The following is a 23,951-nucleotide window of genomic DNA, read 5'->3' as shown; positions in this document are numbered from 1 at the left end:
ATTTCTATGCACTGGAATCCCAAGCACCAAGATAAGGATAGGCAGTGCCGCTATACGGACCGGGAATATGCTCACTCACGCGACCGGTCGTGCGCTATCCGCGCGCCCGAACCCAAATTGCGCTTATTGCCTCTTGAGAACGAATTCGGGACTTCCATAGAGCAAGTAGTTTGCCCAGTCTTTCATGCCTTTTTGCCGCAACAGTTGGCGACCTCCCAGCAGCGCTCTGCCAATTGTCTCGCCGTCAAGCAGAGATTTGTAGAAGTATCCCGCGAATGCCTCGGCCCCCGCGTCGCTCACGGGCCAGTAAGTGCCCATCAAGTTTGCGACGCCGCCTCGCATGAAAGCCTCGGCCAGTCCGACGGCGACCTCCAATCGCTGGGCCGCGCGGCCTGCAGGGGAATTCGCCGCCTTGACGTCTTGCGTTGTGTACCCCACCGCTTTACGGACGCGGCCCGACTCGCATGCGTTGAAGAACACCAGACTTGGAAGGTTGGAGAGTTCCGCCAAGTCTGCACCGGTCAGAGGAGTCCCTTCGGCACAGACGATGCCGCTTCGGCTTGGATGCTGCGAGTTGAAGAAGGCGTGTCCCGCGTAGTGAATTGCATCGTATTTCCCTGAACCGAACTCCTTAAGGAGGGCCTCTCGCGTTGCATCTTTGCCATGCAGCATGTCGATCTTGCAGGACCGAACGCCTCCGAATAGCTCGCGAATGCGTTTACCTTCCTTTTCTGCGCCCTGAAGATCGAGAGTTGGATTCACGACGAGCAACAGGTTCAACACGCCGTCGTCAATACGGGATTCAAGCCACTTTGCTACGGAGAGATTGTCCGCGGTGTATTTGCGGATCAGGCCCTGTTCCGTTGCAGGATGCCAGGGAGGAGAGGATTTGAGCGCCATGGTTTCCCACGGAACGCGCGACATATACGCGTCGTGGACAACCACGAGCGGATGCCCCTTCTGTGTGGCAAGGACATCGCGAAGATCCGATGACAACACCAATTCGGCCAGCGTCGAACCGACGATGGAGTAGTCGGAACCGCTTACGTTCTTCAAACGAGCGAGCATGCGATCGAGATCGCTTGCTGAACACGGCTGCACGCCCGTGATTACCGTTGACTTGCCGCTGGCCGTCAAAACCGACGCGCGTACGGTGAATTCCTTCTCATCCTCCGAGACTCCTTCTTTGTGGACGAGCAGGTACGCGCACGGCGGAGCGCTGGGCGTTTTGCGTTCCGCTTGCGTTATCACCATAGGCGGTAGCGGCGCGCATTCATCAAACGTTATCTCGATGTCCTTCGACAGCGAGGTGCTCGACAAGCGAATCATCTCCGCCTTGATGCGGCGGTACTTGGCGGGGTCCATCTCGCAGATGACCAAGCGGCGGAAGGAACGGTCCGTGTCCGCGTCCAGCAAACCGCGCACGAGTCCGGTAAGCAGACTCTTAAGCGCGATGGTTGGGTCCTCACCCGAACCGGCGCCGAGCAGGACTGTCGCGAATTCTTCCACGCGCGCGCGAACAAAGGCCCGCACTAAGTTCTCCGATGCGAGTTCCAGGACCTTCGGATTGACACTACCGAAATCACCCAGGCCTACGAATGTCACAAAATCAGGTACGAGTCGATGGCGCCCGGTGGGTGTGATAAAGACTTCACCGGCGTTGCCGGAGAACATACGCCGTTGCGTGAGTTCGGTGATTGCGCCGTTCATCCGTTCGTCGATGGCTGCGGCGGGACCCGTAGGGGCCACGTTTCGGAACAAGCCCAATGCAATGGCGCGCGCGTCCGCGTCTGCAATGTTGCCGTGACAAAAACGGACTTCCAATCGATGCCCGGGTCTGCGGCCTACGACAACCCCCTCCAAGGTGTGGCTGTAATTACCAGCCTCAGGCTCCGTCGCGTCTGTCGCAGTTGCCGTATCGCCGGGAGATCGGAGAGGACCCACAAAACCCTCCAATAGATACCGCATTTCCTGTTTGCTCAGAATGCCTTCGCGACTGCGATGATACGGCAGGCTGCGCATCTCCGATTCCGATTTGGTGTAGGGGTCTTTGGTCAAGTCGAGGGTGGCCGGGTCCAGCGGGAACCCGTTCGTTTCTCCTTTCTCCAGGATATCCAGCACTCCGGCGATAACGCCCCCGTGCAACGGCATGCTCATGTGCTCGGCATCCGTGTAGTAGGTTCGGACTCCGGGCAATAGCGCGAATGCCAAGGGCACCGTGCTGTCGCCTGCTTTGGTGTACGTGAACGTGAAGCCGCCGTTCTTGCGCTTTACTTCTGTCACGGTCGTCGAGTTGATCCCCGCAACCATGACCATGTTCGGCGACGCGCCAGCCAGCTTTGTATGCGCGGAAGGGGCGCTTGCGAGGACTTGGGGAACCGGGCGCAGACCGTCGTCCGGCCAGACGTTGATATCGTAGAAGTCGGGGTCAGTCCCGCCAGGAGGAAATGGAAGCATCTGAATGAGCCCAGGGAAGGTATTGAAGATCTCGGAGGCCAGCTCTTTCGCCGTGTCGCGAACATCGAGCGCGGCGACTTTCTTGACCATTTCATTGACGGCCCGCAGCGCCAACACCGGCGCAAACGATCCAAAGTTGGGCGTGCCGAGCATGATCAACTGCTTCACCCTGGAGCCTTGGCCGATGGCCGATCGAGCGACCAGCCCGCCCATGCTGTGAGCCACCAAGCTAACGCCTTCACCGCCTTCATCGGCGATACGTTGCCTGAGTTCTTTTCCCAGGAGCGTGATGTCCTTTCGCCAGTCGAATGGATGGTACTCGGCATCGTAGCCCGCGATCTTCAGCCGGAGTTTCAGCTTTAGATAGACGAGCTGGATAACTCCAAGAGCCTGAAAGGCCTTTCCCTGTTCGGGAAGTCGTAATTGACGCAATCGCCCAATCGCAATACTGACGGGGTCAATCCAGTAGACATCGTTGAACAACCCCAATCGTTTCAGCCCGATGGTGGAACCCATGATTCCGGGCAGGATGAGCACCTTGGGACCGCCTCGCAGCGGGCGGCTCTCCGCCTCGCGCATAAGTGAGCACAGTTCGGCATACGACTCCGAACCAAAGTAATCCATGAGCAGACTCTCGTGGGACCCGGTCCTGATGGCATGCTCGATTTTGGCGGCGTCCATGGAATACTCGGAATGGCGATGCGATTCGGCTCGTGTTGTGGTCAGGGTGCGTTTCTTGGGGGCCACAGGTCGGTTTCTCTTCGAGGCGGACTGGGTCGGCTTCTTTTTCTTGGCCATTGCTCAGCTCCCGGATTTGTTGGATATGCAGCGACGTGGATCGCATGCACGCTTGGCTCAGAACAAATGGGATAACGCACTCGCGCGGCGGAGGACTCTGTAGGACACCAGAAGTCTATGAAAGCCCCGCGCTTTTCCGCAGCTACCGTCTTACTATACGATTGTGGATGGCGCTTGGCAAGGAAGAGAGGATCTCAATGACGGCCGAGCATCTGTGCGCAATAGAAGCGAAACAAGTACCTGTGGACTTAGGTTGAGATTGAGATGGCGAATTCCTGGCTGACAACGGCAAGGAGGAGATTGCCGGATTTGCAGTGGGGGATCGTGTTGATTGTGTTCACATGATGCAACCGAGTTATCGGTCGTCGAAATCAAGTTCGTAACGGAATCAGGCTCGTGGCCACTCAAACAAAACATGGCGGGAGACTACCCGTCTTCGAGTTCATTTGATGCCCAGAAACTTCAGGATGTGGCGAGCGAGTTTGTCTTCGATTTCGTTGTGCCTTGGCACTGGTTGCTTGAGGCCATTTGCCGGATTGAGGTAGAGGTCGTGTCATCCTCCGTGACGAATCAATGTACAACCTTCGGCTTCAAGTCTGGCCACGAGATCGCGCCTTTTCACAGCGCTATCTCTCTCACCTCGTAACCGGCGGGCACGTCCTCCAGGACCATTAGGCGGTATGCGTCTCGGATGTTCTCCTCCAACTCTTCGATTGACTCGCCTTGAGTCATAATCTCTGGATGTTCGAGGAGCTTACCAAGCCAGAAGTCTCCTTCTCTCCAATAGACAAGATTCAACGTTTGCATGGAGTCAGACCTCACGACGGGATCACAATGTTGAGTTGGCGTAACGCGCACGAATTATACCATTTGCACGCGAATGATATTCAGTGAATGTCTCAGTTCGTAGGCTTTATGCCCCGGTTCTTAGGTGCATGCTCTTCAGGCGGCTGAGCTGCAACAGGCCGTACTTCGAGAGGCTGCAACCGCGCCCCGTGTCTTTGACGCCGGTCCACGGGAGACCGGGGTCGCAGAAGTCGCAACGGTTCATGAAGAAGGTGCCGGTCTCGACCTGTTCGCCAACGCGGACAGCGCGTTCGAAATCCTTGGTCCAGATGGACGCAGTCAGGCCGTATTCGCTGTCGTTCATGTAGCGGATTGCTTCTTCATCGCTGGATACGGGGATGAGCCCGATGACAGGCCCGAAGCTTTCTTCCTGGATCAAGGAACAGCTCTGCGGCGCGTCGGCAACGACGGCGGGCGCGCTGAACCACCCTTTCGCCGGGCGGGCGAATTCCTTGGGATCGACCACGAGCTTGCCGCCCGCTTTCACGGCATCGGCGACTTGCTTCTCCAGAAAAGCTGGGGCTGACTTCGAGGCAAGGGGTCCGATCGACGTGGCTGCGTCGGCAGGGTCACCGAGGACGTACTTGCGCGTTAGCTCCACGTAGGCTTCCACGAAGTCCTTATAGATCGACTTGTCGATGTAGACACGCTCGATGGCGCAGCACGACTGCCCCGCGTTGTAGAACGCGCCGTCCACGCAATTTTCGACGGCATTGTTGAAGTCGGCATCCGCGCAGACGTAGGCAGGGTCTTTGCCGCCCAGTTCCAGACCGATATTGATGAAACGGTCCACCGCGCCGTGTACGACTTCGTGTCCACCCTTCGTCGAGCCGGTAAATGAAACGTAATCGATCATCGGATGCTTGATAAAGGCGTCCGTGACCGCGTGGTCGGCGATGACGTGTTGAACCAGATTGTCGGGTGCACCGGCCTTCGCAAAGGCGTCGGCAAACGCCTTGCCACAGAGCGGCGTTTTGCTCGAATGCTTGAGGATGACGGCGTTGCCCGCGAGGAGCGACGGCACGACGACGTTCACGGCGATGAGCAGGGGGTAGTTCCATGCAGCGATGTCGAACACGACGCCAAGAGGCTCGTGCCGGATATACCGGGTGAAACCCTTTTGTTCGGGAACGGGCTCATCGGCCAGCGTCTCGGGCGCGATGCCTATCATATACTCAGCGCGCTCGGCCATCCGGTTGACTTCGCCCTTGGCCTGCGACACGGGCTTGCCCATCTGTGCCGAGACATCCGCCGCAATCTGATCGCCCATGGATTTGAAGGCCTCGATGAACTTGCGGCACAGCGCCACACGCTCGTCCATCGTCGAAGTGCGCCAGCCTTCAAACGCGGCACGCGCCTTCTTGACGGTGGTATCGACCTCGCTTGCGGCCAACATGGGCAGACGAAGGATCACCGACTCGGTAAACGGGTTGACAACTTGAAGCTCACTCGTACTGGACATGGGATTTCCCCCTTGCATTGGTCAGTTCATCAGGCGACTACGAAGATAAGGCCAAGTGGCGAGCGCGCATTATACCTGGAATGGTGGCGCAAGGCACATGGTTCTCCTTCGTGACGTTATCGTCCGCCGCCGGCACAGGCGCAGGCGCACGCGCATCCCGCGCAAGCGCAGCCGCCTCCACCTCCTCTGCCACCGCCACTGGAGGCCATCGCCTTGAGGACCTCGCCGGTGAACCGGTCAATCCCGGAAAGGTCGACGCTCGGGCCAGGGGCTTTCGAAAACGCATCCAGACTGCCCACCAGTTTGGTCGACACATTCTCGAAACGGCCCGTGATGGCGCTTGCAACGTCGCCAAACGAAGCACCTGGTGCGGTCGTGGGCGTAGGAATGTTCATGCCGCCGCCCGAGAACGGTTGTGAGGGAATGTGTGTGCGGCCGTACCACCACGTCGGACGATACGGACGCTCGTGGTCCCAATCACGGAATGGGCGTTCCCAGTCCTTGTCGATCATAAGCCAACCGAGATGTTCGTCGACCTTCTCGTAGCGCGATTCGTAGGAGGCTTCGGCTTTGACCTGTTGCCACGCCCGAGAGACTATCTGTTGGTAATACTCCCGAGTGGCGTCCAGGTCGAATCCTTTCATTGATTTGGATACACGTTCTATCAGGGCGTCGAACGGATCGTCCAATTTCAATTGGTCGATGGGCTTCTTCTCACCCTTTGCAAAAGCCTTGATGAAGGCCGGTTCGTACGGCCAGATTTTAACTTTCGTTTTGTCTGGGAGTTCCCACGTGGTGGTGGAACTTTCTTTGCCAACCACATCCAGTGACAAGGGATCCTCGCTCACGACATGAACAATGCCCTTTTTGACAAGCCCGAACACAATCATGGTCAGGACCTTGTTAAGTGGCGCTTCGAGCAGCACCGCCGCTTCTACCGCCGTAAAACCTCTCTTGATGCCACCGCCCTCCCGGCACAATACCGCCGGGAAATAGCGCTTTCGTTTGCGCCGGAACAGCAGCCAAATCAGAAGGCAGAAGAGCGCGACAAAAGGATACAGGCAAAGATGAAACTTGGAACTTTGCGACATGCCCGCAGCCATCGCTGCTACCACGAAAAACCACAGGCTTATCCCTGTGCCCCGGGTGATCATAAAGAAGGCGATGCTAAAGCAGACCGCCAACCCAATGCCGCTTCCGATGGCGACATTCGGATGAGCGTCGAGCCAACGCGCCATCAACCCGAAAAGGGAGTCTTTTCGTATGTTGGTGATGTATTTCTTGGGGAACGAGAGCCCGACTTCGTTAGGGATGGTGAACCAGACGTCGCGTACCCACGCAACGGACACAAATTGCTCGCCTTCCATCACGCCCTTTAGGGAGAAGTCTTCGCCTTCGCGATGCCATTTAATCTGGTCCTTCACAGCGGGGTAGTCTGCTTCGGGAATGGGCAAGATGACTCGCAAGGTGAGTGATGTCATGCCTTGCACATACTCCGAACCAAACCACGTGGGCGTGAAGCGGAACGAAGCCAAGTCCGGATCGGTTATGTCCTGCCAGACCATCTGGGTCTCGCGTGCCTCAAACTCGAGCACACCGGATCTCCCGGGGGCAATCACCCAAGGGGCGAGGTGGATCTCATAACCGCAACCGCGTGGTTTCAAGTACTCCGAGATGCGAATGTTGCTCACGTCGAGGTCTTTACCGTCGATTCTCGCCCATCCGGGTGTGTGGGGAGCGAGGTTCGGCATGCCGATGTCGACCACGTCGATAGGATGTGCGCCTTGCGCACACTCGAACGTTAGTTTGTAGTAGATGCGCGCAGAACCGTCGGTCTCGATGTTCACCGTTACTTCTGCCGAAGGCACGGAGAACAAGTATTCCTGCGCAAGGGCAATGGGGGAGAGGACGGCAATCGCGAGGATGAGCAAGATCGGTAGTCGTCTCATGGCTTACCCCTCCGATGCACTGTCAGTGCAGATGAACTTGTCGCCGCCGCTCAACGGGCAACCACCGCCGCACACTTCCAGGTCGGGACACTCTTCGCAGTCTTCGGGCAACTCTGTCCGGTTGCGAATCGCCAGGAAGAGCGGACTTTCCCAGATCGTTTTCCAGTCGTCTTTCAGCATGTTGCCGGCGGGTTTGTAGTAACTCTGACACGGCAACACGCTGCCATCGGGTTCGATGCAGATGTTGTATTCGGCGGCCGTACACCGCTTGAACCCAACACCGAGTTGCGCGGGGTTGAGCAGGCAATAGTGAGTAGGGCTATACCAGATGAACCGAAGCCCCAATTCCTCCGCCTTATCCGTGACGAGACCCAGGATGGGTTCGAGCCCCGCTTCGTCGATCCCCAGTTTAGACCCCGGAGCGCGCCCCGTATTGATGATTGAGTTCATTGCGAATTGCCGCACGCCCAGGTCTTTCAGGAATTGCAGGGTCTCATCCACGGTGTCCACGTTCAGCGAACACAAGGTGGTGTTGGTGACGAGATAGATGTCTTCCGCAATCGCGTTGCGAATGCCTTCCACCGTTTCTTTCCACGCGCCCGGGGCGTTCACCATTTCATCGTGGACCTTCTCGTCGCTGCTCTCGATTGTGATCTGGACGTGATCGAGGCCCGCATCGCACAGCCGTTTTGTGAACGCGCGGTCGCAGAGCTTGCGCCCGTTGGTGAGCAGACCCGTGATCATGCCGATGTCTTCTGCGCGCTCGATCAAGGAAACCAGGTGCGGGCTCACCGTTGCCTCGCCCCCTGTGAAGCACACGTGCGGCACGCCCACGGCCCAAAGGCGGTCCATGACGGTCCGCCACTCATCCAGCGTTAGTGGCGTCACATCTTCCGGCTTTCGAGCGACGTAGCAGTGTTTGCAGTCGTCATTGCAGGCGTATGTGAGTGCAAGGTCGGCGCGATACGGAGCGGACGGCTTGCGCGCAAACGGTGGAATCGACATGGCATCCACATCGAAAATGGGACACGCGTCCTGCGTTGTTTCGATGCGCTTTACAGCGTCCATGACGCGGTCATAGTCTTTGGCAATGTCTTCGCGACGGGCGCGGTACACCCGGCGTGCTTCGGCGATGGCGGCATCTTTGCTCTTGCCGTCGAGTACCAGCTTCATGAGCATGAGTGCTGTTTCGTTGAGATGAATGACGCCCGATGCATTGACAGAGAGCAACCCGGTGCCGTCCGGGTCGACGCGCAAGTGGAGGCGCATTTGCCTGTCAGCCAGCTCGCGGCGATAGTGATAGACACCCGGTTCCACGCTTTTCGCAGGCGCAAGGATAGCTCGCCAATCCAACCCTAGTCTTACCATTTCGGCGCCTCCTCGAGTTGATACTGCGAGTTGCAGAATGGGCATTTCACGAAGACCGCTCCCGCCGCAACCGACACGCTCTTGGCATCCAGCGTGGCTCCGCAACTCTTACAGGTGAGATGCTCCAGTTGTACGTCTCCGGAGAGGTCGATCTTCTGAGTGAGTTCCACCTTGGTCTCGGGAACCTTCATGCGAATGAAATAGAGAACCGCCAGACCGGACGCCACGAGAATTCCGCCGAGGACCCAACGTTGCCAGATCCCGGTTGCGGCAGCGGCCGTGCAGAACAGTACTCCAAAAAGAATGAGGAACACCCCGAACGCGTAGCCTGCGAGCTTCATGGTCAACCCCCTTGTGAGAGAATTATCACCTTGCGGAACCAGATGCGCAAGTCAGTTGCTCTCAGGTTTTTTGCGACGGGAGAAGCATGAATTCGATTGACCTTTCGCATTCCGAGCGGCTAAGTTGCTCTGAGCCAAGTATCGCGTCTTGAGTCGAGTTCTCCACATCACATTCGATTCGCAATGCGGGAAAGGGGTTTACCGGAATGTTCTCAATCGGCCGACGGGGATTCCTGGCCGCCGGGGGAGCCGGCCTTGCTACCGCTCTCCTGAGTGTTCGCGGGCATGCCGTGGAATCGCGGAGACCAAACATCGTTGTGATCCTCGTGGACGATCTTCGGCCTGATGGGTTGGCTGCCTTGGGGAATCCCGTCGTGAAGACCCCCCATTTCGATTCGTTGGTGACGAACGGTTGCGCCTTCCGGCGGGCCTATACGATGGGCTCCATGGTGGGCGCTGTCTGTCTGCCAAGCCGCACGATGCTTCTGACAGGACGGTCCCTGTTTCGTGCGGAGGACAAAGCCAGCGGTGTGGAGCCAGCCAGTTACACGTTTCCACGCGCCATGAAAGAGGCGGGCTATGCGACGCTGCACGCAGGCAAATTCGGCAATTCCCCCAAGCGAATTACTGACGAGTTCGACGAAACCTACGACCCCGGAAATGCTACTCAAGTCGTCGACAAAGTAACGGACTTCATCCGTCGCACGGCTTCAAGGGGTCCGATGTGTGTCTACATGGCAGGACACGAACCGCATGACCCGCAATATGCGCCGGAAGAATTCTACGCTCGCTACCGGGCGATGGACATTCCGCTGCCCAGGGCATTCGCCCCCTTTCATCCTTTTGACAACGGTGAAATGACGGTGCGCGACGAAATGACGTTGCCATTCCCGCGAACTCCCGAGGACATCCGCGGAAAGCTTGCCCGGTACTATGCATCAATTTCTTACCTTGACACCGAATTGGGCCGCGTGATTCAGACTTTAAAGGATACTAAGCAGTTCGACAACACGTACTTTGTGATCGCGGGTGATAATGGTTTGTCTCTAGGTGAACACGGACTCCTCGGCAAACAGAACCTTTATGAGTATGGGGGAATGCATGTCCCGTTGGTCATTTCAGGGCCAGGGATTTCCAGGCGAGAATCGAACGCCCTCGTGTACCTGATGGATGTATTCCCTACGGTCTGTGACTTGGCCCGCGCTTCAATCCCGGCCCAAGTGGAAGGACTTAGCTTGGCAAGCATCGTGCACGGAAGGGCAAGACGTGTTCGCACGCGCCTCTTCACCGCCTACGGCAAGGTTCAGCGGGCAGTCTCGGACGGTCGCTGGAAGCTCATTCGCTATCCCCGCATCCACAAGAACCAGATCTTTGATCTTGAAGCTGATCCGCATGAGATGAATGACCTTTCGGAACAGCCCGGCTACGCCAAGCGGGTGGATGCGATGTTAAAGGAACTTTCTGAACTGCAAAGCGAGTTTGGAGATCCCGTTCCACTACACGTTCCCAATCCGGGGCCCGCAGATTGGTCGCCCGGGCTGCTTACGCCGGAACAGCTTCGCTATCAGGCCGAGGAGACCGCGCGATGCGCGGGGACGGGCACGTAGGTCTTGACCCGGCGACTCCGGCGGCTTGTTCTGAAAACAACATTTCAGAAATCGGTTTCCTGTGCTAAAGTAGACTTCGGAGTGCGGCAGTCAATCAAGGGGGTGCCGTATCTTTGGGGGCGGTCTTCGTGCCCCCAATAGAGGCTAGCATGATTAGGGGAGACTCGAAATGGGCAAAATAGGTTTTGGCGTGAACATGGAGTTCGTCCGCCACGAGGACAAGAATTTCGAGTGGGGTGTCGAGAAAGCGGCTCAACTCGGGTATGAATATGTTGAGCCCATGGTACATCTGGGCAGGGAATTACTCAGCGAGGCTGGATATTTCCACAGCGTATCCATGTTTGACGACCCCTACCGCGTCCGGCGCGCTTGCGAGAAGGCGGGAATCAAGTTGTCCGGGTTATCCGCCCATTGCCCGCTCTGCAAGCCGGAGATCAGCACGGAGTATTTGAAGCAGGCGATTCGCTTTGCGGCGGAATGCGGCGCGCCCGTCATCAACACGGACGAAGGTCCCAAGCCCACGTGGACCACGGAAGAAGAAGATCATGTGCTGATGCGCTACGTGCTGCGCGAGGCCGCCAAGGTCGCGGAGCCGCGCAATATTCTTATTGGCATCGAACCGCACCAGCAGTACAGCAAGACTCCCGACGGTCTCGACCGCATCTCCAATCTGGTGCATTCGCCGATCATCGGCATCAACTTTGACACCGGCAACAGCTATCTCGCCGGACACGATCCGATCGCGTGGCTCGAGCGTGTCGCGCCGCGTCTCGTGCATCTGCACGCAAAGGATATCTCCGTGCAGCAGTCGGATGCGGAGCGGGGGAAGGTCACCGGAACGCCTGTAGGTTGCGCGTGTGGCGAGGGTGTAGTCGATTGGAAGGCGGTCATCGCGCTGTGCCGCAAAGCGCCACGGGACATTGTGCTCAGCGTGGAATGTGGGACGGTGGCGCAGGCGGAACGCAGTATCAACTATCTGAAAGGTCTGCTATGAGCGTGTTTCGGATTGCGATTGTCATGCTTCCTGGATTCATGATTTCGGCGCTCGCGGCCGCAGGTGGCTACGAGCGCGCCTTTCAAAACGACACTATGACAGTCTCGAAGGGCGGGAAGCCGCTGTTTGTGTACCGATTGGATAACGTGCCCTTTAAGCCCTATGTCCAGCAGTTGTATTCGCCAAACGGAGTGAACGTGTTGCGCGATGCGCCATCGGACCACCTCCATCACCATGCCCTCATGTTCGCGATTGCCGTCGATGACGTCGATTTCTGGGCAGAGACGCCAGAATGCGGCAAACAGATATTTGCCGGAGACGTGGAAAACGATGATCCGGGGAAGTACACCGGTTATTCGGCGTGCTATGACGCCCGTCTCAAGTGGATGAATGGAGAGCAGAAGGTGCTATTGGATGAGCGTCGGACGCTCTGGCCCCTGAACCTTGACGGCGTGAATGCTACGGCGATTCTGTGGCGTTCCAAACTGAGCGTTCCGGAAGGAACGGAGTCAGCGAAGTTGACGGGCCACCACTATTTCGGTCTAGGAATGCGATTTGTCGAGTCCATGGATCGTGTCGTGACGTTCATGAATTCGGAAGGCGCCGCAGGCGAAATTGTCCGAGGAGAAGAACGCAACACGCCAGCCCGTTGGTGCGCCTGCACCGGACCCATCGACGGCAAGCCTGTTACGGTTGCCATGTTCGATGCGCCGACAAATCCGCGGCATCCGGCCGTGTGGTTTACCATGCCGGTGTCGTTTGCGTACATGTCCGCGACGCTGAATCTGTACAAGGAACCAATGACGCTGTCGAAAGACGCGCCCCTCGATTTGAAGTACGGCGTTCTCGTGTGGGACGGAGCCGTGAGCAAGGAAGATATAGAAAGTGCCTATCAAATATGGTTGAAGGCGCTTGAGCGGTGAAAGGGAATTTGAAATCTCAGATTTGAGATTTCGGAATCGATTTCCAAGACCACAAATCGCCGGACGTTCGCGCTGATGAGTATTCTGCAATTGGAGGCAATCACTTTTCATAAGACTTGAACCTGTTTCTCCAATCCAAAATCGAAAATCGAAAATCCAAAATCGATAGGAGTTAGCCATGTCAACCGAAACCCCCAAGCGCCCCTCGTCTCTTTCCCGCCGTCAGTTTCTTCACACGGCAGCCGCCGCTACCGCCGCCGCCACCGTGTCCTCGCGTGCGCATGCGCAATCCAAGCCCGACGTGTTGCGGGTGGGTGTTATCGGATGCGGCGGACGCGGAAACGGTCATATGAAGACCCTGCGTTACATTCATGACAACGACAAATCCGTCGATATCGTGGCGGTGTGCGATACCTATCGTCCTCGTGGAATGAAGGCCGCCGAAGCGCAGAATGCCAAGTACTACATGGATCATCGCGAGCTTCTGGCCGATCCGAAGATCGACGCGGTATTCATCGCAACCCCCGACCACATTCACGGGTATCAGGCCATGGACGCAGTCAAAGCGGGTAAGGACGTTTACTGCGAGAAGCCCGTGACGCATTGGCGGCAGTTTGAACTGACCAAGGAATTGGCGAAGACCGTCAAAGAGAGCGGGCGGGTGTTCCAACTCGGGTCGCAGGGGATGTCCGATCCCGCTTGGCGTGAAATGCGTAAGCTTGTGCAGGATGGTCTTATCGGACAGCCTATTCACGCAGAGTGCGGCTATTTCCGCGTTGGCGATTGGGGCGAACGCGGCATGCCTATCGACGATCCCAATGCGAAGCCCGGTCCCGATCTTAATTGGGAAGCCTTCCTCGGCGATTCGCCAAAGCGGGACTTCGATGTCAGCCGTTACTTCCGCTGGCGCATGTACGAGGACTACGCGGGCGGACCATCAACAGACTTGTTCCCGCACTCGCTCACGCCGACGCTCTTTATTCTCGGCCTGACCATGCCTTCCATGGCGGTCGCCGCGGGAGGAAAGTGGCGCTACCAAGAACGTGAAGTGCCCGATACGTTCAACATGCTCATCGACTATCCCGAACAGGTCACCATTGCGGTGTTGGGAACGCAGGGCAACGACTACCAGAACACGAACGGCGGGCGTGGCGCCGGCGGACGAATCCCTGTCGTTCGTGGATGGGAAGGTACCATCACAGTGGATGGTCAGGAAATCGTCTTTACTCCGGCGGATGAATCGAAGAAGCAGGCTCAGAGATTCCCCTTCGAAGGCACGGAAGACATGGTGGCGTATTTTAAGCATTTCCTCGATTGCTGCCGGAAGCGCGAAACGGAAACGTGGAGTACGATGGAACACGCATATCACGTGCAGACCGCGCTTCAGATGGGGACATTGGCGCTTCGTGAGAGCAAAGTAGCGAAGTTCGATAAGGAGAAAGAGACGATCGTTCTCTGATCGGTGTTTGAAGAAGGCGCGTCATGAATATGGCGCGCCTTCGACGTATACAAAGGGAGGCTTGTCCCATGAAACGCATGGTATTCGGAGTGGCAGTGGCCCTCAGCGCTGCTTGGCTGGCGCATGCTGTTGGAGTGACGCTCGTAGCCCGGTGTTTCGAAAAGGCCACATTTGAGAACATATGGAAAGCACCGCTCGGTGAATGGCAGATCGTCGCGGATGTATTCACAGATCCCGCGGATGACAAGAAGCTCGGCTCCAAACCCGGCGACGGCGTGGCTGTGAACGGACCAAATGGCAAGACCAATCACCTTGTAACGAACAAGGAGTTTGGCGACGTCGATTTGACCGTCGATTTCATGGTTCCCAAAGGCTCGAATTCGGGCATTTACCTTCAGGGCCGCTATGAGATCCAAATCCTCGACAGTTTCGGTGTCGAGGCGCCGACGTATACGGACTGCGGCGGAATTTACCAGCGTTGGAAAGAAGACCCGGGCATCGACGATTCACAGCGCGGCTACGAGGGACATGCTCCGCTTTCGAACGCTTCCAAGAAGCCAGGAGAATGGCAGACTTTCCACATCATTTTCCGCGCACCCAAGTTTGACAGTAACGGCAACAAAGTGGCCAATGCCAAGTTTGAGAAGGTGTGGCTGAATGACGTCCTGGTGCAAGACAACATAGAGGTCACCGGGCCTACACGCGCCTCAATGTCCAATGACGAGAAGCCAATCGGTCCCATAATGCTTCAAGGAGATCACGGTCCGATTGCCTACAGAAACCTGCGGGTAGTCATTCCAGAACACGTCTATTGATACGCGGAGTCATCACGTAACACGACGCCGGGCCACGTTGTCCGGCGTTTTCTTATTGAGAGGGACTTCACGTTACCCACGTAGTGAAGGGGCTTTGGCTTAAGTGAGTGTTCAAATATCGGGGGTCTCCCGAGACTTCATCGCCAAGCCAGACTGGACGCGAAAACGGCTGGTCTTCGTTGTCGAGTTCGATTTCCGCAACGATGAGTCCAGTGTTTGCCCCGGCAAACACGTCCACTTCCCATGTCATGCCGTCATGCTCCACGAAGTAACGCGTCTTGTCGATCGGCGTTCCCACACACGAGGACTTCAGGAGCCCTTCAGCGTCTTCGAGAGGAATCTCATATTCGAACTCTGTACGCGAAATCGCGGTCGTAGCGGTCTTGACGTTGAGCGTGGCCGTGCCGTCCATGATGCGGACGCGCACGGCAACGGGTGGCCCCACGGCGAGGTACCCTTGAGCGCAACGAGCTCCCTTCAAGTCTTTAAGAAATGACGTGTCGCTGACAAGAAATTTCCGTTCAATCTCTATCCCCATACCTCTGTGCAATCCCTCTAATCTCATGTGTGCGTTTTCGCGACGGCTTGGCGAGTCGAATTCTTATGCTATCATACTGCCTGGGCTGTGGACATGGCCGCGCCCGCATTCGAACACTGAGAGATCCGGAAGTGCCCGAATACATTTCATCACCAGGTACGTCAGCCGAGACCAAAGTCCGGGAAGAGTTGAAGGCCCCGGACATGTTTCGGGTGTTGATGCACAACGACGATTATACGACGATGGACTTTGTTGTCCATGTGTTGCGAAACGTCTTCTGTAAGCCTACGGAAGAAGCCGTGCGCATAATGCTCAATATTCACCACGAGGGAGTCGGCGTTTGCGGCGTGTTTACCGCCGACATCGCTGAAACGAAGATTGCCTCGGTACACGCACAGGCCGAAGCGCAGGGGTATCCCTTGCGTTGCAGCATGGAACCGGCCTAGTGCCAACGGATCAGGATTTACGACAGCATGTTTAGCAAAGCGCTCGAAATGACGCTTGGAGCCGCGTTGACGGAAGCGCGGCGGCGCAGGCATGAATACTTGTGTGTCGAGCACCTGTTGTTTGCCCTGTTGGATGACACATACGGGCGCGATATTCTGGTCAATTGCGGCGCAAACATGGATCGCCTGCGTCGCGCATTGGAAGAGTTCTTTGAACACAACGTGCCGTCGGTGCCGGGCAACCGCAATCACGTGCCCCAGCAAACGGTTGGATTTGAGCGCCTTGTGCAACGGGCTATCGCGCATGTTCATTACTCAGGAAAGAAGGAAGTCGACGCGGGAGACATTCTCGCGGCGATTTTCGAAGAGAAGAACTCGCACGCCGCGTACTTTCTGCGAACAGAAGGCATGTCGCGGCTTGACGTACTCAACTTTATCTCTCATGGCATATCAAAACTGACAACCCAGGATTCCCCGTATCCCGGAGGAGAGGGGACTCAAGAGCAAGGTGAGGGAGAGGGCGGCAATCGCCGGGATCCCTTGGCGGCATTCACGATCAACCTTAAGACTCGGGCTGAGCAGGGCAAGATCGATCCGCTCATCGGTCGAGATGCGGAACTGCGAAGAACGCTCCAAGTGCTGTGTCGTCGCAGGAAGAACAATCCGGTCTTCGTGGGTGAACCCGGTGTTGGGAAGACGGCTCTTGTCGAAGGCTTGGCCCTCCGCATTCACTTGGGGCAAGTTCCCGATATTCTGAAGGACGATCAGATTATCCAGCTCGACCTGGCGGCGCTCCTGGCGGGAACGAAGTTTCGCGGGGAATTCGAGGCACGTCTCAAGGCAGTCATCTCGCGCCTGGTTGAGCAACCGAACGTGATTCTGTTCATAGACGAGATCCACACGGTTGTGGGGGCCGGAGCCACTACGGACAGCTCGATGGATGCTTCGAACATTTTGAAACCGGTGCTTGCTTCCGGTGATTTGCGTTGCATCGGCTCGACCACGTACGAAGAGTACAAGAATCACTTTGAACGCGATCGTGCCTTGTCTCGGCGATTTCAGAAGATCGAGATCTACGAACCCAGTGTCGAAGAGACGGTACTCATTTTGCGTGGATTGAAGTCGCGGTACGAGCAACACCATGCCATTACGTATACGGATTCAGCGCTTCGCGCTGCGGCCGAGCTCTCTGCTAAGCACATTAACGACCGCTTTCTGCCCGACAAGGCCATCGATGTGATCGACGAGGCCGGCGCCAGCGTGCGCCTGATGCCAAACGCCGACAGAAAGACCATTCGCCCCGTGGATATCGAACGTGTGGTCGCCGATATCGCGAAGATCCCGACGCGCAGCGTATCGTCGTCCGACAAGGCGCAGCTTGGCATGCTTGAGGATGAACTGAAGCGCATGGTCTTCGGGCAAGACGAGGCTATTCACGCCGTTGCGACGAGCATTAAGCGGTCGCGAGCGGGACTGGGCACCGTGGACAAACCTGTCGGCTGTTTCCTCTTCACGGGGCCGACCGGTGTAGGTAAGACTGAAGTGGCTCGGCAACTAGCGTCCATCCTGGGCGTGCACTTCGCGCGCTACGACATGAGCGAGTACATGGAGAAGCACACGGTGGCGCGGTTGATTGGCGCGCCTCCCGGTTATGTTGGCTTCGACCAAGGCGGGTTGCTTACCGACGAGATTCGCAGGCATCCGCACTGCGTGCTTCTCCTCGATGAAATCGAGAAGGCGCACCCGGACCTGTTCAATATCCTCTTGCAGGTTATGGACCATGCGACGTTGACGGACAACAATGGTAAGAAGGCGGATTTCCGGAACGTTATCCTTATCATGACCTCGAATGCAGGCGCTCGCGAAATGGCGGCTCATACGATTGGCTTCTCGTCAGGCGACGCCGACACGGCGGGGAAGGGTTTGAAGGCGATTGAAAAGGCGTTTACTCCCGAGTTCCGGAACCGGCTGGACGCGATCATTTCGTTCAAGTCGCTCGCGAAGGAAATCATTGAGCGTATAGTCGACAAGTTCATTGGCGAACTTCAGGGGCGTTTGGCGGTGCGCAAAGTCAATCTCATCTTGACCGATGCCGCCAGGGCATGGTTGGCCGAGCACGGTTACGACAAGCATTTCGGGGCTCGGCCGTTAGGGCGCCTCATTCAGACCGAGGTTAAGGATGCCCTCGCCGATGAACTGCTCTTTGGGCGGCTTGAGAAGGGCGGGACCGTCCAAGTCGACGCCAAAGATGACAAGCTAACATTTGAGTACGAGTGAGCGAATCGCAGGAGTAACGGACTGAACGCGGCTTGAAGCCGTGTTCGCACAGAAACGATTAGAGTCGTCGATGTGTGAGCCGCTGACCGCGCTGCATCATGCCTTCGGGCAAAGGAGAGTGAACGTGCCGGAAGATGCCATCGAAGTCACGTATCAGTTCACATGCAGCGAGTCGTCCGACAAGTGTTCCACGTTTACGATTGCGCTGAACCCGGTCACGCTGGAATCCAACCATGCTCCAGTGCAATCTCCTCCCGACTGGGCCATTCTTGAGCGAGAACAATGTCGCCTCTGTCCACTGAAGGCGGGAGAGGTGGAGTATTGTCCTGCAGCGCTGTCTTTGGTGGAGCTAGTCGAAAAGTTCGGAGACCTCATTTCCTACGAGGAGGTCGAGGCTACGGTAGTAACGAAAGAGCGAACCACTACGCTGAAAACGAGCGTTCAACGCGCTCTCAGTTCGCTGATTGGTTTACGCATGGCGACGAGCGGCTGTCCGATTCTAATGAAGTTCAAGCCGATGGCGCGCTTCCATTTGCCGTTTGCGACGCGCGAGGAAACCGTGTACCGGGCCGCGGGCGCCTATCTGTTGGCTCAATACTTCCTGAAGCGGCGCGGCGGCGATGCAGACCTCGACCTCAACGGCCTGCGAGAGATTTACCGGCTTGTTCACGAAGTCAACAAGTGTCTTGCAAACCGCATTCGCCATATCCCTTCCGGCGATGCGCATCTCAATGCCATCGTCGTCCTTGACCTTTTCACGCACGCGCTGCCGTATTCGATCGACGAAAATCTGGCCGAAATGGAACATATGTTCGACTCATTCTTCGAGCCCGAGACTACCGTTCTCTGACAACTAAGGTTGGGCGTGTCAAACTTTCGCGCGGTTATCTCGCGGTTCTTCCCGTCTCAATTCTCTGCTATACTCCTGGCGTTTTGCCGAATAGGAGTTGACGCATGAAGATTCGACTGGTGGTGGCCACATTGGGAATGTCTATCATGACTAGTTGCGCGCATTTCGTCGCGGGAGCGCCTGAGGGCGTCATTGACGTCATCGCCCACCGGGGTGCATCCGCCTACGCCCCTGAAAATACACTTGCCGCGTTCCGAAAGGCCCACGAACTTGGCGCCGATTGGTTCGAACTCGATTGCACATTGACGAAAGATGGAAAGATCGTGGTGATCCACGATGGGACGTTAAAGCGGACGACAGGTGTTGATAAGCCCGTTGAAGCTCTAACGATGGCCGAGCTAAAGAAGCTAGACGCCGGTTCCTGGAAAGGTTCGCGTTTCGCCGGGGAACCTCTTCCTTCGTTGGACGAATCCCTGTCTTTTGCGAAGGGGAAGCTCGGAGTGTACATCGAAATCAAGGATAGCGATGACGATAAGGAACTGATGAAGCAGATTCTACAGCGTGTGAAAGGTATAGAACACGCTGATGATGCGCTGATGGCGGAACTTGCTAAGCTTATTGAGGCCAGCGGCACACGCAATTTGGAATTGACGCGAAAAGTCATAAAGTGCGTACGATCGCATCACATGGGGAAACAGGTCGTTATTCAATCATTCTCCCCGGTAGTGTGCACGATTGTGGCCGCAGAAGCTCCGGAACTTCGTAACGAGTTTCTCGGAGGCGAAGACAAGGACCGCCCGGGATCGTGGGAAGAGTACCTCGCTTACGGTTTTACCATTGGGGTCGACGGCTTCAATCCGAACAAGGAATCGCTAAATGCAGACCGTCTCCGAGACCTTCACGCCAAGGGTAAGTCAGTGGCGGTTTGGACTGTCGACGATCCCTCCGACATGAAGCGGTTTGCCGAGTGGGGGGTGGATTCCATCATTACCAACAAGCCGGACGTTGCGTTGGGTGTGCTGGGACGTCAAGCAGGTTCGGGGCGCTGACGCCTGGAAATCGCATTCGAGTCGGACGTGAGTGGGGCAGCTGATGAGCAGATTTGCAGATGGCGGAGAACAGGCGTGCCCTACATTCAGGTTTGTGCTATTCTTTCGTTATCGCGGGGTTTAACTGCAGGAGCGTAATTCCTTTATGAAAGCCGACCTGGACACAGTTGAGAGGTCGCTAGCCGTTGGGCGAGCGGTAATCATGTGTGAATCGGACGATACGGATGGCACTGGACGCGTCAGAGGATTCATCCGAGGTTGGCAGAGGGGTGCTTACATCCTGCTCGATATTCCGGATGTGAAAGGCTCCACTTTCCCGTTTCGTGTAAACGTGGCTTGTGTGCTGCGCTTTATTTCGGACGGAGACGCCTGCGCGTGTTCGACGGCGATTCTAGACCTTGGCAGTGGTTCTCATTTCTCTTACCTCCGCGTCTACTGGCCTAGCGTGATTGAAAGCATCCGCGTCAGACGTCATGGTCGCGCGCCCGTATCGTGCTCGTGCACGGTGAAGCTTCCGGAAGGGCGCGAAATAGAAGGTGAACTGCAGGACATCAGCGCGGGTGGGTGTCGTATTGTGCTGAAGCATTCTCTCCCGAAGGACATGCCTATCTCGTTGACCTTTGATTTGCCCGATGGTTCGGTCGTCCGAGGGCTGGCCTCGACTGTCGCGTCCATTGCGCAAGTGGGCAATGGCGTGGCCCACGGTATCCAGTTCTCTGATCCCGACGAGTGCGTTGTCAATGATATCGAGTTCTTTGTTGCCTCCACGCTTGCACGTCTGCGCGGAGTCGAGCACGAGCAGCCGAGGATTCTTCTCATTACCCAGGATGCTCGCAATGCGGGCGACCTGAAAATGTCGCTCAAAGATCGCAATTACGATGTGACCCTGGCCGTGGGAGTTGTGGACGGATTCTTTTCGCTTCGCCTGGCGCGACCGTCGGCGCTGGTAGTTGCTCTGGCTTCGGAAGGTACGTGCAGCGCGGATATATGCCGCTATGTGCGCGAGACACGACAGTTTGCCGAACTGCCCATCGTGGTCTACGGGGGCGGGTCCGGTGAGGAAAAGCAGGTTATGGAAGCGGGAGCCACGAAGTGGTTTCCGCAAACAACTTCGGTTCGAGATGTCTGCGCCGCACTAGAGGTCCTGGTCCCTCATACGGCAGACGGTGAACACGCCGCTTTCAGCCGGAATGGCAACTGACTGGAAAAGTACTAAAACACGCGCATTATGACGCACTTCAGGTACGCGGTTTCCGGCATCGACATCAGCACGGGGTGATCCCGCGCCGCGCCCCTCACCTCGAGAAGCCACACTTCCCGCTGCGCCGCACGCGCTGCTCGCTTAAGCATTTCAAGGAAAGCTTCTGCATCTACAAAGTGCGAGCATGACGACGTGATGAGCATGCCACCCGGCAAGACAGCAGCCAGCGCATCGCGGTTCAGTGCATGGTACACTCCAAGCGCCTTCTCTGCGTGAGCGCGCGACTTGGCAAGAGCCGGCGGATCTAACGTGACAATGTCGTACCGCTCGCCGCGTTTCAGAACCTCATGAATGTCCGCGCACTCGAATTCGCAACGGTCTGCCACTGCATTAAGTTCTGCGTTCTTGCGCGCCTGCTCCAGGGCAGGTCCCGAAGTGTCTACGCCGAGCACGTGTTTTGCGCCGGCCAGCGCGAAGTGACAACTCCAGAGTCCGTTGTAGCAATGACCATCAAGCACGCGGGCGCCAGGTGCGAAGACGCGAGCGGCAGCCGCGTTGTCACGTTGGTCAAGGAACATCCCTGTCTTTTGACCTGAGTCTACATCGATATTGAGTGATAGGCCATCCATGGCGGCAATCAGGGGACGCACGGGAGTTCCAAACCAGCGGGCCTTCGACGCAATCTCGAAGCGAACCCCTTGCACACCCTCGTGCGCCAGCAGTGCGGAAGTCAGCCAATCCATATGCTGTGCGTAAAATGCACATTGAGTCTGCACGGAGACGACGGGCCCAAAACGATCGGCGATGAGTCCGGGCAACCCATCGCTTTCTCCGTGGATCCACCGATACACATCGCTTCCCGGATATACGCGCTGCCGATAACGCAGAGCCCGCTCGATCCGGCGCTCCAAGAAGCTCTGATCGATAGCCTCCTCGCGCCGGCTCAGAATACGAGCCCCGATCCCTCCGCTCGCCTGATAGAAGCCTCGACCTACGAAGCGGCCTTGATCGGAGACCACATCGAGTATCGCGCCATCCGCCAAATCGGGCACATGCTGGAACTCATTGCGGTATCCCCATAGATGGCCGCGTAAAAGCCTGCGCTCTTCCTTCGCCTTAAGCGTTACGCGGGGAATCCTTGGGTGTGTGTCTTGTGATGCGTTATTATCCACATGAGCTCCGTTGTTTTTTGGCCGGGAAGTGAGGAAGGACACTACTGGAAAGCGGGTATTGTGCCACATTCCGGCCTGCGCCCGCCACTTCAGCAACGATAAGAGAGAAACCTGCATGTATGAACCCGTGCACGCGCGGAACCCCAATTACCGCGAAGTAGTCCAGGCCATTTTCGACAAGGCGCCATTCGTTCAAATGCTGGGAATCCAAATGACGGATCTCGGACCTGGGTGGTGCGAATCGGCGATGGTAATTACCCCTACGCAACTTCAGCAAAACGGATTTGTCCACGCGGGAATGCTTGCCACCATCGCCGACCATACGGCGGGCGCGGCGGCCGGTTCGCTCATCGAAGAGGGGCAGATGGTGCTCTCCGTGGAATACAAGATAAACCTGCTCAGACCCGCCGTTGGCGAGTCGCTGCGCGCGCGGGCCGAAGTCATTCGCGGTGGCCGGCGCATTATTGTGGTGGATTCCAACGTGTTTGCGCGGCGCGACGGAGAAGAGAAGCTGGTCGCCAAGGCCACTGTGACCCTGGCGGCGATTGAGCCTGGCGGGTTCTGAACCTCGCGGCCCATCATGGCGTATAGAACAAGCAACATACAGCAATCGTCTCTCACGGACGAGGAACTTATGGTCCGCGTTCAGCGGGATGACACGTCTGCATTTGGCTTACTAATGAAACGATACGAGTCGCCGTTGTTTAACTATCTTCGCCGTATGATCGGAAACACCGCCGATGCCGAGGAACTGTTTCAAGAAGCGTTCTTAAAAATCTATCAGCATCGCGAGCGCTTCGATTCCCGCTTGCCTTTCAAACCGTGGTTGTATCGTATTGCCACCAACTTGTGCAGCGACCGGCTCCGCCACCGCGCGCGGAGGCCTATCCAGTCCTTAGATGCGCCTGTCTCCGATGATGATCATTCCGCGACACTTAGTTCTCGCCTTGCCAATGGGCATGCAGGCCCTATCGAGCGTGCGCGCGAGCAGGAACTAAAGGAACGATTGGCCGAGGCAGTTCAGGCCTTGCCCGAAAAGCAGCGCTCCGTCTTCCTCATGGCCCGTTACGACGGTATGAGCTACGATGCCATTGGGCACGTGTTGGAGATTCCGGTGGGTACCGTGAAGTCCCGGATGAATACGGCTGTAACCTACTTGATGGACCAATTGCGCGAGTTTATGCCATGAGTCAAATCGACAACCACGACGAACGCACGCGGATGTTGCGCGAGTTTCTACTCGGGACAAGTTCTCCCGAGGAGACGGAGGTCGTCCGCCGAAACCTGGCGGAGTCTTCCGAATGGCAGGAGGCGCTTGTCCGCGAGCAACACGCCCTCGCTCTCCTCGACGTGCTTGAACCCGAGGCTCCCTCGCGCGATCTTTCCGCCGCCATCTTGG

21 protein-coding genes are annotated in these 23,951 nt (G+C 57.0%); 13 read left to right on the top strand and 8 right to left on the bottom strand.

Going from position 1 to position 23,951, the window contains the following annotated elements; all coding sequences use genetic code 11:
* Positions 1 to 123: 123 nt before the first annotated feature.
* From K1Y02_15935 to K1Y02_15910, 6 genes are all read right to left on the bottom strand, one after another.
* Positions 124 to 3,255: a CHAT domain-containing protein gene (locus K1Y02_15935; GenBank protein MBX7257852.1), complete on the bottom strand. Its 3,132-nt coding sequence runs from the start codon at positions 3,253 to 3,255 to the stop codon at positions 124 to 126.
* Between the two features lie 618 nt (positions 3,256 to 3,873).
* Complete coding sequence (locus K1Y02_15930) at positions 3,874 to 4,062, bottom strand: type II toxin-antitoxin system HicB family antitoxin (protein ID MBX7257851.1); 189 nt, start codon at positions 4,060 to 4,062, stop codon at positions 3,874 to 3,876.
* Positions 4,063 to 4,168: 106 nt separating this feature from the next.
* On the bottom strand, positions 4,169 to 5,563 hold the full coding sequence (locus K1Y02_15925; protein ID MBX7257850.1) for an aldehyde dehydrogenase family protein: 1,395 nt from the start codon (positions 5,561 to 5,563) through the stop codon (positions 4,169 to 4,171).
* 116 nt (positions 5,564 to 5,679) lie between these two features.
* Entirely contained in the window at positions 5,680 to 7,512 is a 1,833-nt protein-coding gene (locus K1Y02_15920) for a hypothetical protein (GenBank protein ID MBX7257849.1), read from the bottom strand.
* Positions 7,513 to 7,515: 3 nt separating this feature from the next.
* Positions 7,516 to 8,880 (bottom strand): radical SAM protein, encoded by a 1,365-nt coding sequence (locus K1Y02_15915; protein ID MBX7257848.1) that lies wholly within the window; start codon positions 8,878 to 8,880, stop codon positions 7,516 to 7,518.
* Positions 8,874 to 9,221: a hypothetical protein gene (locus tag K1Y02_15910; GenBank protein MBX7257847.1), complete on the bottom strand. Its 348-nt coding sequence runs from the start codon at positions 9,219 to 9,221 to the stop codon at positions 8,874 to 8,876. The genes K1Y02_15915 and K1Y02_15910 overlap by 7 nt, the downstream gene beginning before the upstream one ends.
* 206 nt (positions 9,222 to 9,427) lie before the next feature.
* Between K1Y02_15910 and K1Y02_15905 the strand changes: the two genes are divergently transcribed.
* The 5 genes from K1Y02_15905 (at position 9,428) to K1Y02_15885 (ending at position 15,019) form a co-directional block, all read left to right on the top strand.
* Positions 9,428 to 10,828 carry a sulfatase-like hydrolase/transferase gene (locus K1Y02_15905; protein MBX7257846.1) on the top strand — a complete coding sequence of 467 codons (1,401 nt, stop codon included), beginning with the start codon at positions 9,428 to 9,430 and terminating at the stop codon, positions 10,826 to 10,828.
* A gap of 169 nt (positions 10,829 to 10,997) precedes the next feature.
* The gene (locus K1Y02_15900; protein ID MBX7257845.1) at positions 10,998 to 11,822 is read left to right on the top strand and encodes a sugar phosphate isomerase/epimerase; all 825 of its coding nucleotides are present in this window, start codon (positions 10,998 to 11,000) and stop codon (positions 11,820 to 11,822) included.
* A complete protein-coding gene (locus K1Y02_15895) occupies positions 11,819 to 12,745 on the top strand; it encodes a PmoA family protein (protein MBX7257844.1) in 927 nt (308 codons plus the stop codon). The genes K1Y02_15900 and K1Y02_15895 overlap by 4 nt, the downstream gene beginning before the upstream one ends.
* Positions 12,746 to 12,923: 178 nt before the next feature.
* Entirely contained in the window at positions 12,924 to 14,204 is a 1,281-nt protein-coding gene (locus tag K1Y02_15890; protein ID MBX7257843.1) for a Gfo/Idh/MocA family oxidoreductase, read from the top strand.
* 68 nt (positions 14,205 to 14,272) lie between these two features.
* Positions 14,273 to 15,019: a DUF1080 domain-containing protein gene (locus K1Y02_15885; GenBank protein ID MBX7257842.1), complete on the top strand. Its 747-nt coding sequence runs from the start codon at positions 14,273 to 14,275 to the stop codon at positions 15,017 to 15,019.
* A gap of 67 nt (positions 15,020 to 15,086) precedes the next feature.
* Here K1Y02_15885 and K1Y02_15880 read toward each other — a convergent pair whose 3' ends face one another.
* Complete coding sequence (locus K1Y02_15880; protein MBX7257841.1) at positions 15,087 to 15,557, bottom strand: CYTH domain-containing protein; 471 nt, start codon at positions 15,555 to 15,557, stop codon at positions 15,087 to 15,089.
* A 65-nt stretch (positions 15,558 to 15,622) separates the two neighbouring features.
* On the opposite strand from K1Y02_15880, the gene K1Y02_15875 reads away from it, so the two are divergent.
* The 5 genes from K1Y02_15875 to K1Y02_15855 all read left to right on the top strand — a co-directional run bounded on the left by K1Y02_15875 (position 15,623) and on the right by K1Y02_15855 (position 21,380).
* Positions 15,623 to 16,003, top strand: coding sequence for an ATP-dependent Clp protease adaptor ClpS (locus K1Y02_15875; protein ID MBX7257840.1), 381 nt, complete (start codon positions 15,623 to 15,625; stop codon positions 16,001 to 16,003).
* Between the two features lie 27 nt (positions 16,004 to 16,030).
* On the top strand, positions 16,031 to 18,280 hold the full coding sequence (gene clpA, locus K1Y02_15870; protein ID MBX7257839.1) for an ATP-dependent Clp protease ATP-binding subunit ClpA: 2,250 nt from the start codon (positions 16,031 to 16,033) through the stop codon (positions 18,278 to 18,280).
* 124 nt (positions 18,281 to 18,404) lie between these two features.
* Positions 18,405 to 19,130 carry a hypothetical protein gene (locus K1Y02_15865; GenBank protein ID MBX7257838.1) on the top strand — a complete coding sequence of 242 codons (726 nt, stop codon included), beginning with the start codon at positions 18,405 to 18,407 and terminating at the stop codon, positions 19,128 to 19,130.
* A 104-nt stretch (positions 19,131 to 19,234) separates the two neighbouring features.
* Positions 19,235 to 20,179: a hypothetical protein gene (locus K1Y02_15860; GenBank protein MBX7257837.1), complete on the top strand. Its 945-nt coding sequence runs from the start codon at positions 19,235 to 19,237 to the stop codon at positions 20,177 to 20,179.
* 145 nt (positions 20,180 to 20,324) lie between these two features.
* Positions 20,325 to 21,380 carry a PilZ domain-containing protein gene (locus K1Y02_15855; GenBank protein ID MBX7257836.1) on the top strand — a complete coding sequence of 352 codons (1,056 nt, stop codon included), beginning with the start codon at positions 20,325 to 20,327 and terminating at the stop codon, positions 21,378 to 21,380.
* 11 nt (positions 21,381 to 21,391) lie between these two features.
* Here K1Y02_15855 and K1Y02_15850 read toward each other — a convergent pair whose 3' ends face one another.
* Positions 21,392 to 22,552, bottom strand: coding sequence for a class I SAM-dependent rRNA methyltransferase (locus K1Y02_15850; GenBank protein ID MBX7257835.1), 1,161 nt, complete (start codon positions 22,550 to 22,552; stop codon positions 21,392 to 21,394).
* Positions 22,553 to 22,667: 115 nt separating this feature from the next.
* Here K1Y02_15850 and K1Y02_15845 point away from each other — a divergent pair, with 115 nt between their 5' ends.
* From K1Y02_15845 to K1Y02_15835, 3 genes are all read left to right on the top strand, one after another.
* Entirely contained in the window at positions 22,668 to 23,117 is a 450-nt protein-coding gene (locus K1Y02_15845) for a PaaI family thioesterase (protein ID MBX7257834.1), read from the top strand.
* Positions 23,118 to 23,132: 15 nt separating this feature from the next.
* Positions 23,133 to 23,741, top strand: coding sequence for a sigma-70 family RNA polymerase sigma factor (locus K1Y02_15840; GenBank protein MBX7257833.1), 609 nt, complete (start codon positions 23,133 to 23,135; stop codon positions 23,739 to 23,741).
* A partial coding sequence (locus tag K1Y02_15835) for a hypothetical protein (protein MBX7257832.1) occupies positions 23,738 to 23,951 on the top strand: 214 nt, incomplete at its 3' end. The genes K1Y02_15840 and K1Y02_15835, both read left to right, overlap by 4 nt.

It is taken from the genome of Candidatus Hydrogenedentota bacterium, from assembly GCA_019695095.1.
In the GTDB taxonomy this organism is placed as follows: domain Bacteria; phylum Hydrogenedentota; class Hydrogenedentia; order Hydrogenedentales; family SLHB01; genus JAIBAQ01.
Note: the sequence above shows the minus strand (reverse complement) of the source record. Positions and strands in the feature narration are given on the sequence as shown.

Bases quoted from the DNA above. Each gene is read 5' to 3' on its own strand.
- K1Y02_15935 (MBX7257852.1), bottom strand. From the start codon at position 3,255: ATGGCCAAGAAAAAGAAGCCGACCCAGTCCGCCTCGAAGAGAAACCGA.
- K1Y02_15930 (MBX7257851.1), bottom strand. From the start codon at position 4,062: ATGCAAACGTTGAATCTTGTCTATTGGAGAGAAGGAGACTTCTGGCTT.
- K1Y02_15925 (MBX7257850.1), bottom strand. From the start codon at position 5,563: ATGTCCAGTACGAGTGAGCTTCAAGTTGTCAACCCGTTTACCGAGTCG.
- K1Y02_15920 (MBX7257849.1), bottom strand. From the start codon at position 7,512: ATGAGACGACTACCGATCTTGCTCATCCTCGCGATTGCCGTCCTCTCC.
- K1Y02_15915 (MBX7257848.1), bottom strand. From the start codon at position 8,880: ATGGTAAGACTAGGGTTGGATTGGCGAGCTATCCTTGCGCCTGCGAAA.
- K1Y02_15910 (MBX7257847.1), bottom strand. From the start codon at position 9,221: ATGAAGCTCGCAGGCTACGCGTTCGGGGTGTTCCTCATTCTTTTTGGA.
- K1Y02_15905 (MBX7257846.1), top strand. From the start codon at position 9,428: ATGTTCTCAATCGGCCGACGGGGATTCCTGGCCGCCGGGGGAGCCGGC.
- K1Y02_15900 (MBX7257845.1), top strand. From the start codon at position 10,998: ATGGGCAAAATAGGTTTTGGCGTGAACATGGAGTTCGTCCGCCACGAG.
- K1Y02_15895 (MBX7257844.1), top strand. From the start codon at position 11,819: ATGAGCGTGTTTCGGATTGCGATTGTCATGCTTCCTGGATTCATGATT.
- K1Y02_15890 (MBX7257843.1), top strand. From the start codon at position 12,924: ATGTCAACCGAAACCCCCAAGCGCCCCTCGTCTCTTTCCCGCCGTCAG.
- K1Y02_15885 (MBX7257842.1), top strand. From the start codon at position 14,273: ATGAAACGCATGGTATTCGGAGTGGCAGTGGCCCTCAGCGCTGCTTGG.
- K1Y02_15880 (MBX7257841.1), bottom strand. From the start codon at position 15,557: ATGGGGATAGAGATTGAACGGAAATTTCTTGTCAGCGACACGTCATTT.
- K1Y02_15875 (MBX7257840.1), top strand. From the start codon at position 15,623: ATGCTATCATACTGCCTGGGCTGTGGACATGGCCGCGCCCGCATTCGA.
- clpA (MBX7257839.1), top strand. From the start codon at position 16,031: ATGTTTAGCAAAGCGCTCGAAATGACGCTTGGAGCCGCGTTGACGGAA.
- K1Y02_15860 (MBX7257837.1), top strand. From the start codon at position 19,235: ATGAAGATTCGACTGGTGGTGGCCACATTGGGAATGTCTATCATGACT.
- K1Y02_15855 (MBX7257836.1), top strand. From the start codon at position 20,325: ATGAAAGCCGACCTGGACACAGTTGAGAGGTCGCTAGCCGTTGGGCGA.
- K1Y02_15845 (MBX7257834.1), top strand. From the start codon at position 22,668: ATGTATGAACCCGTGCACGCGCGGAACCCCAATTACCGCGAAGTAGTC.
- K1Y02_15840 (MBX7257833.1), top strand. From the start codon at position 23,133: ATGGCGTATAGAACAAGCAACATACAGCAATCGTCTCTCACGGACGAG.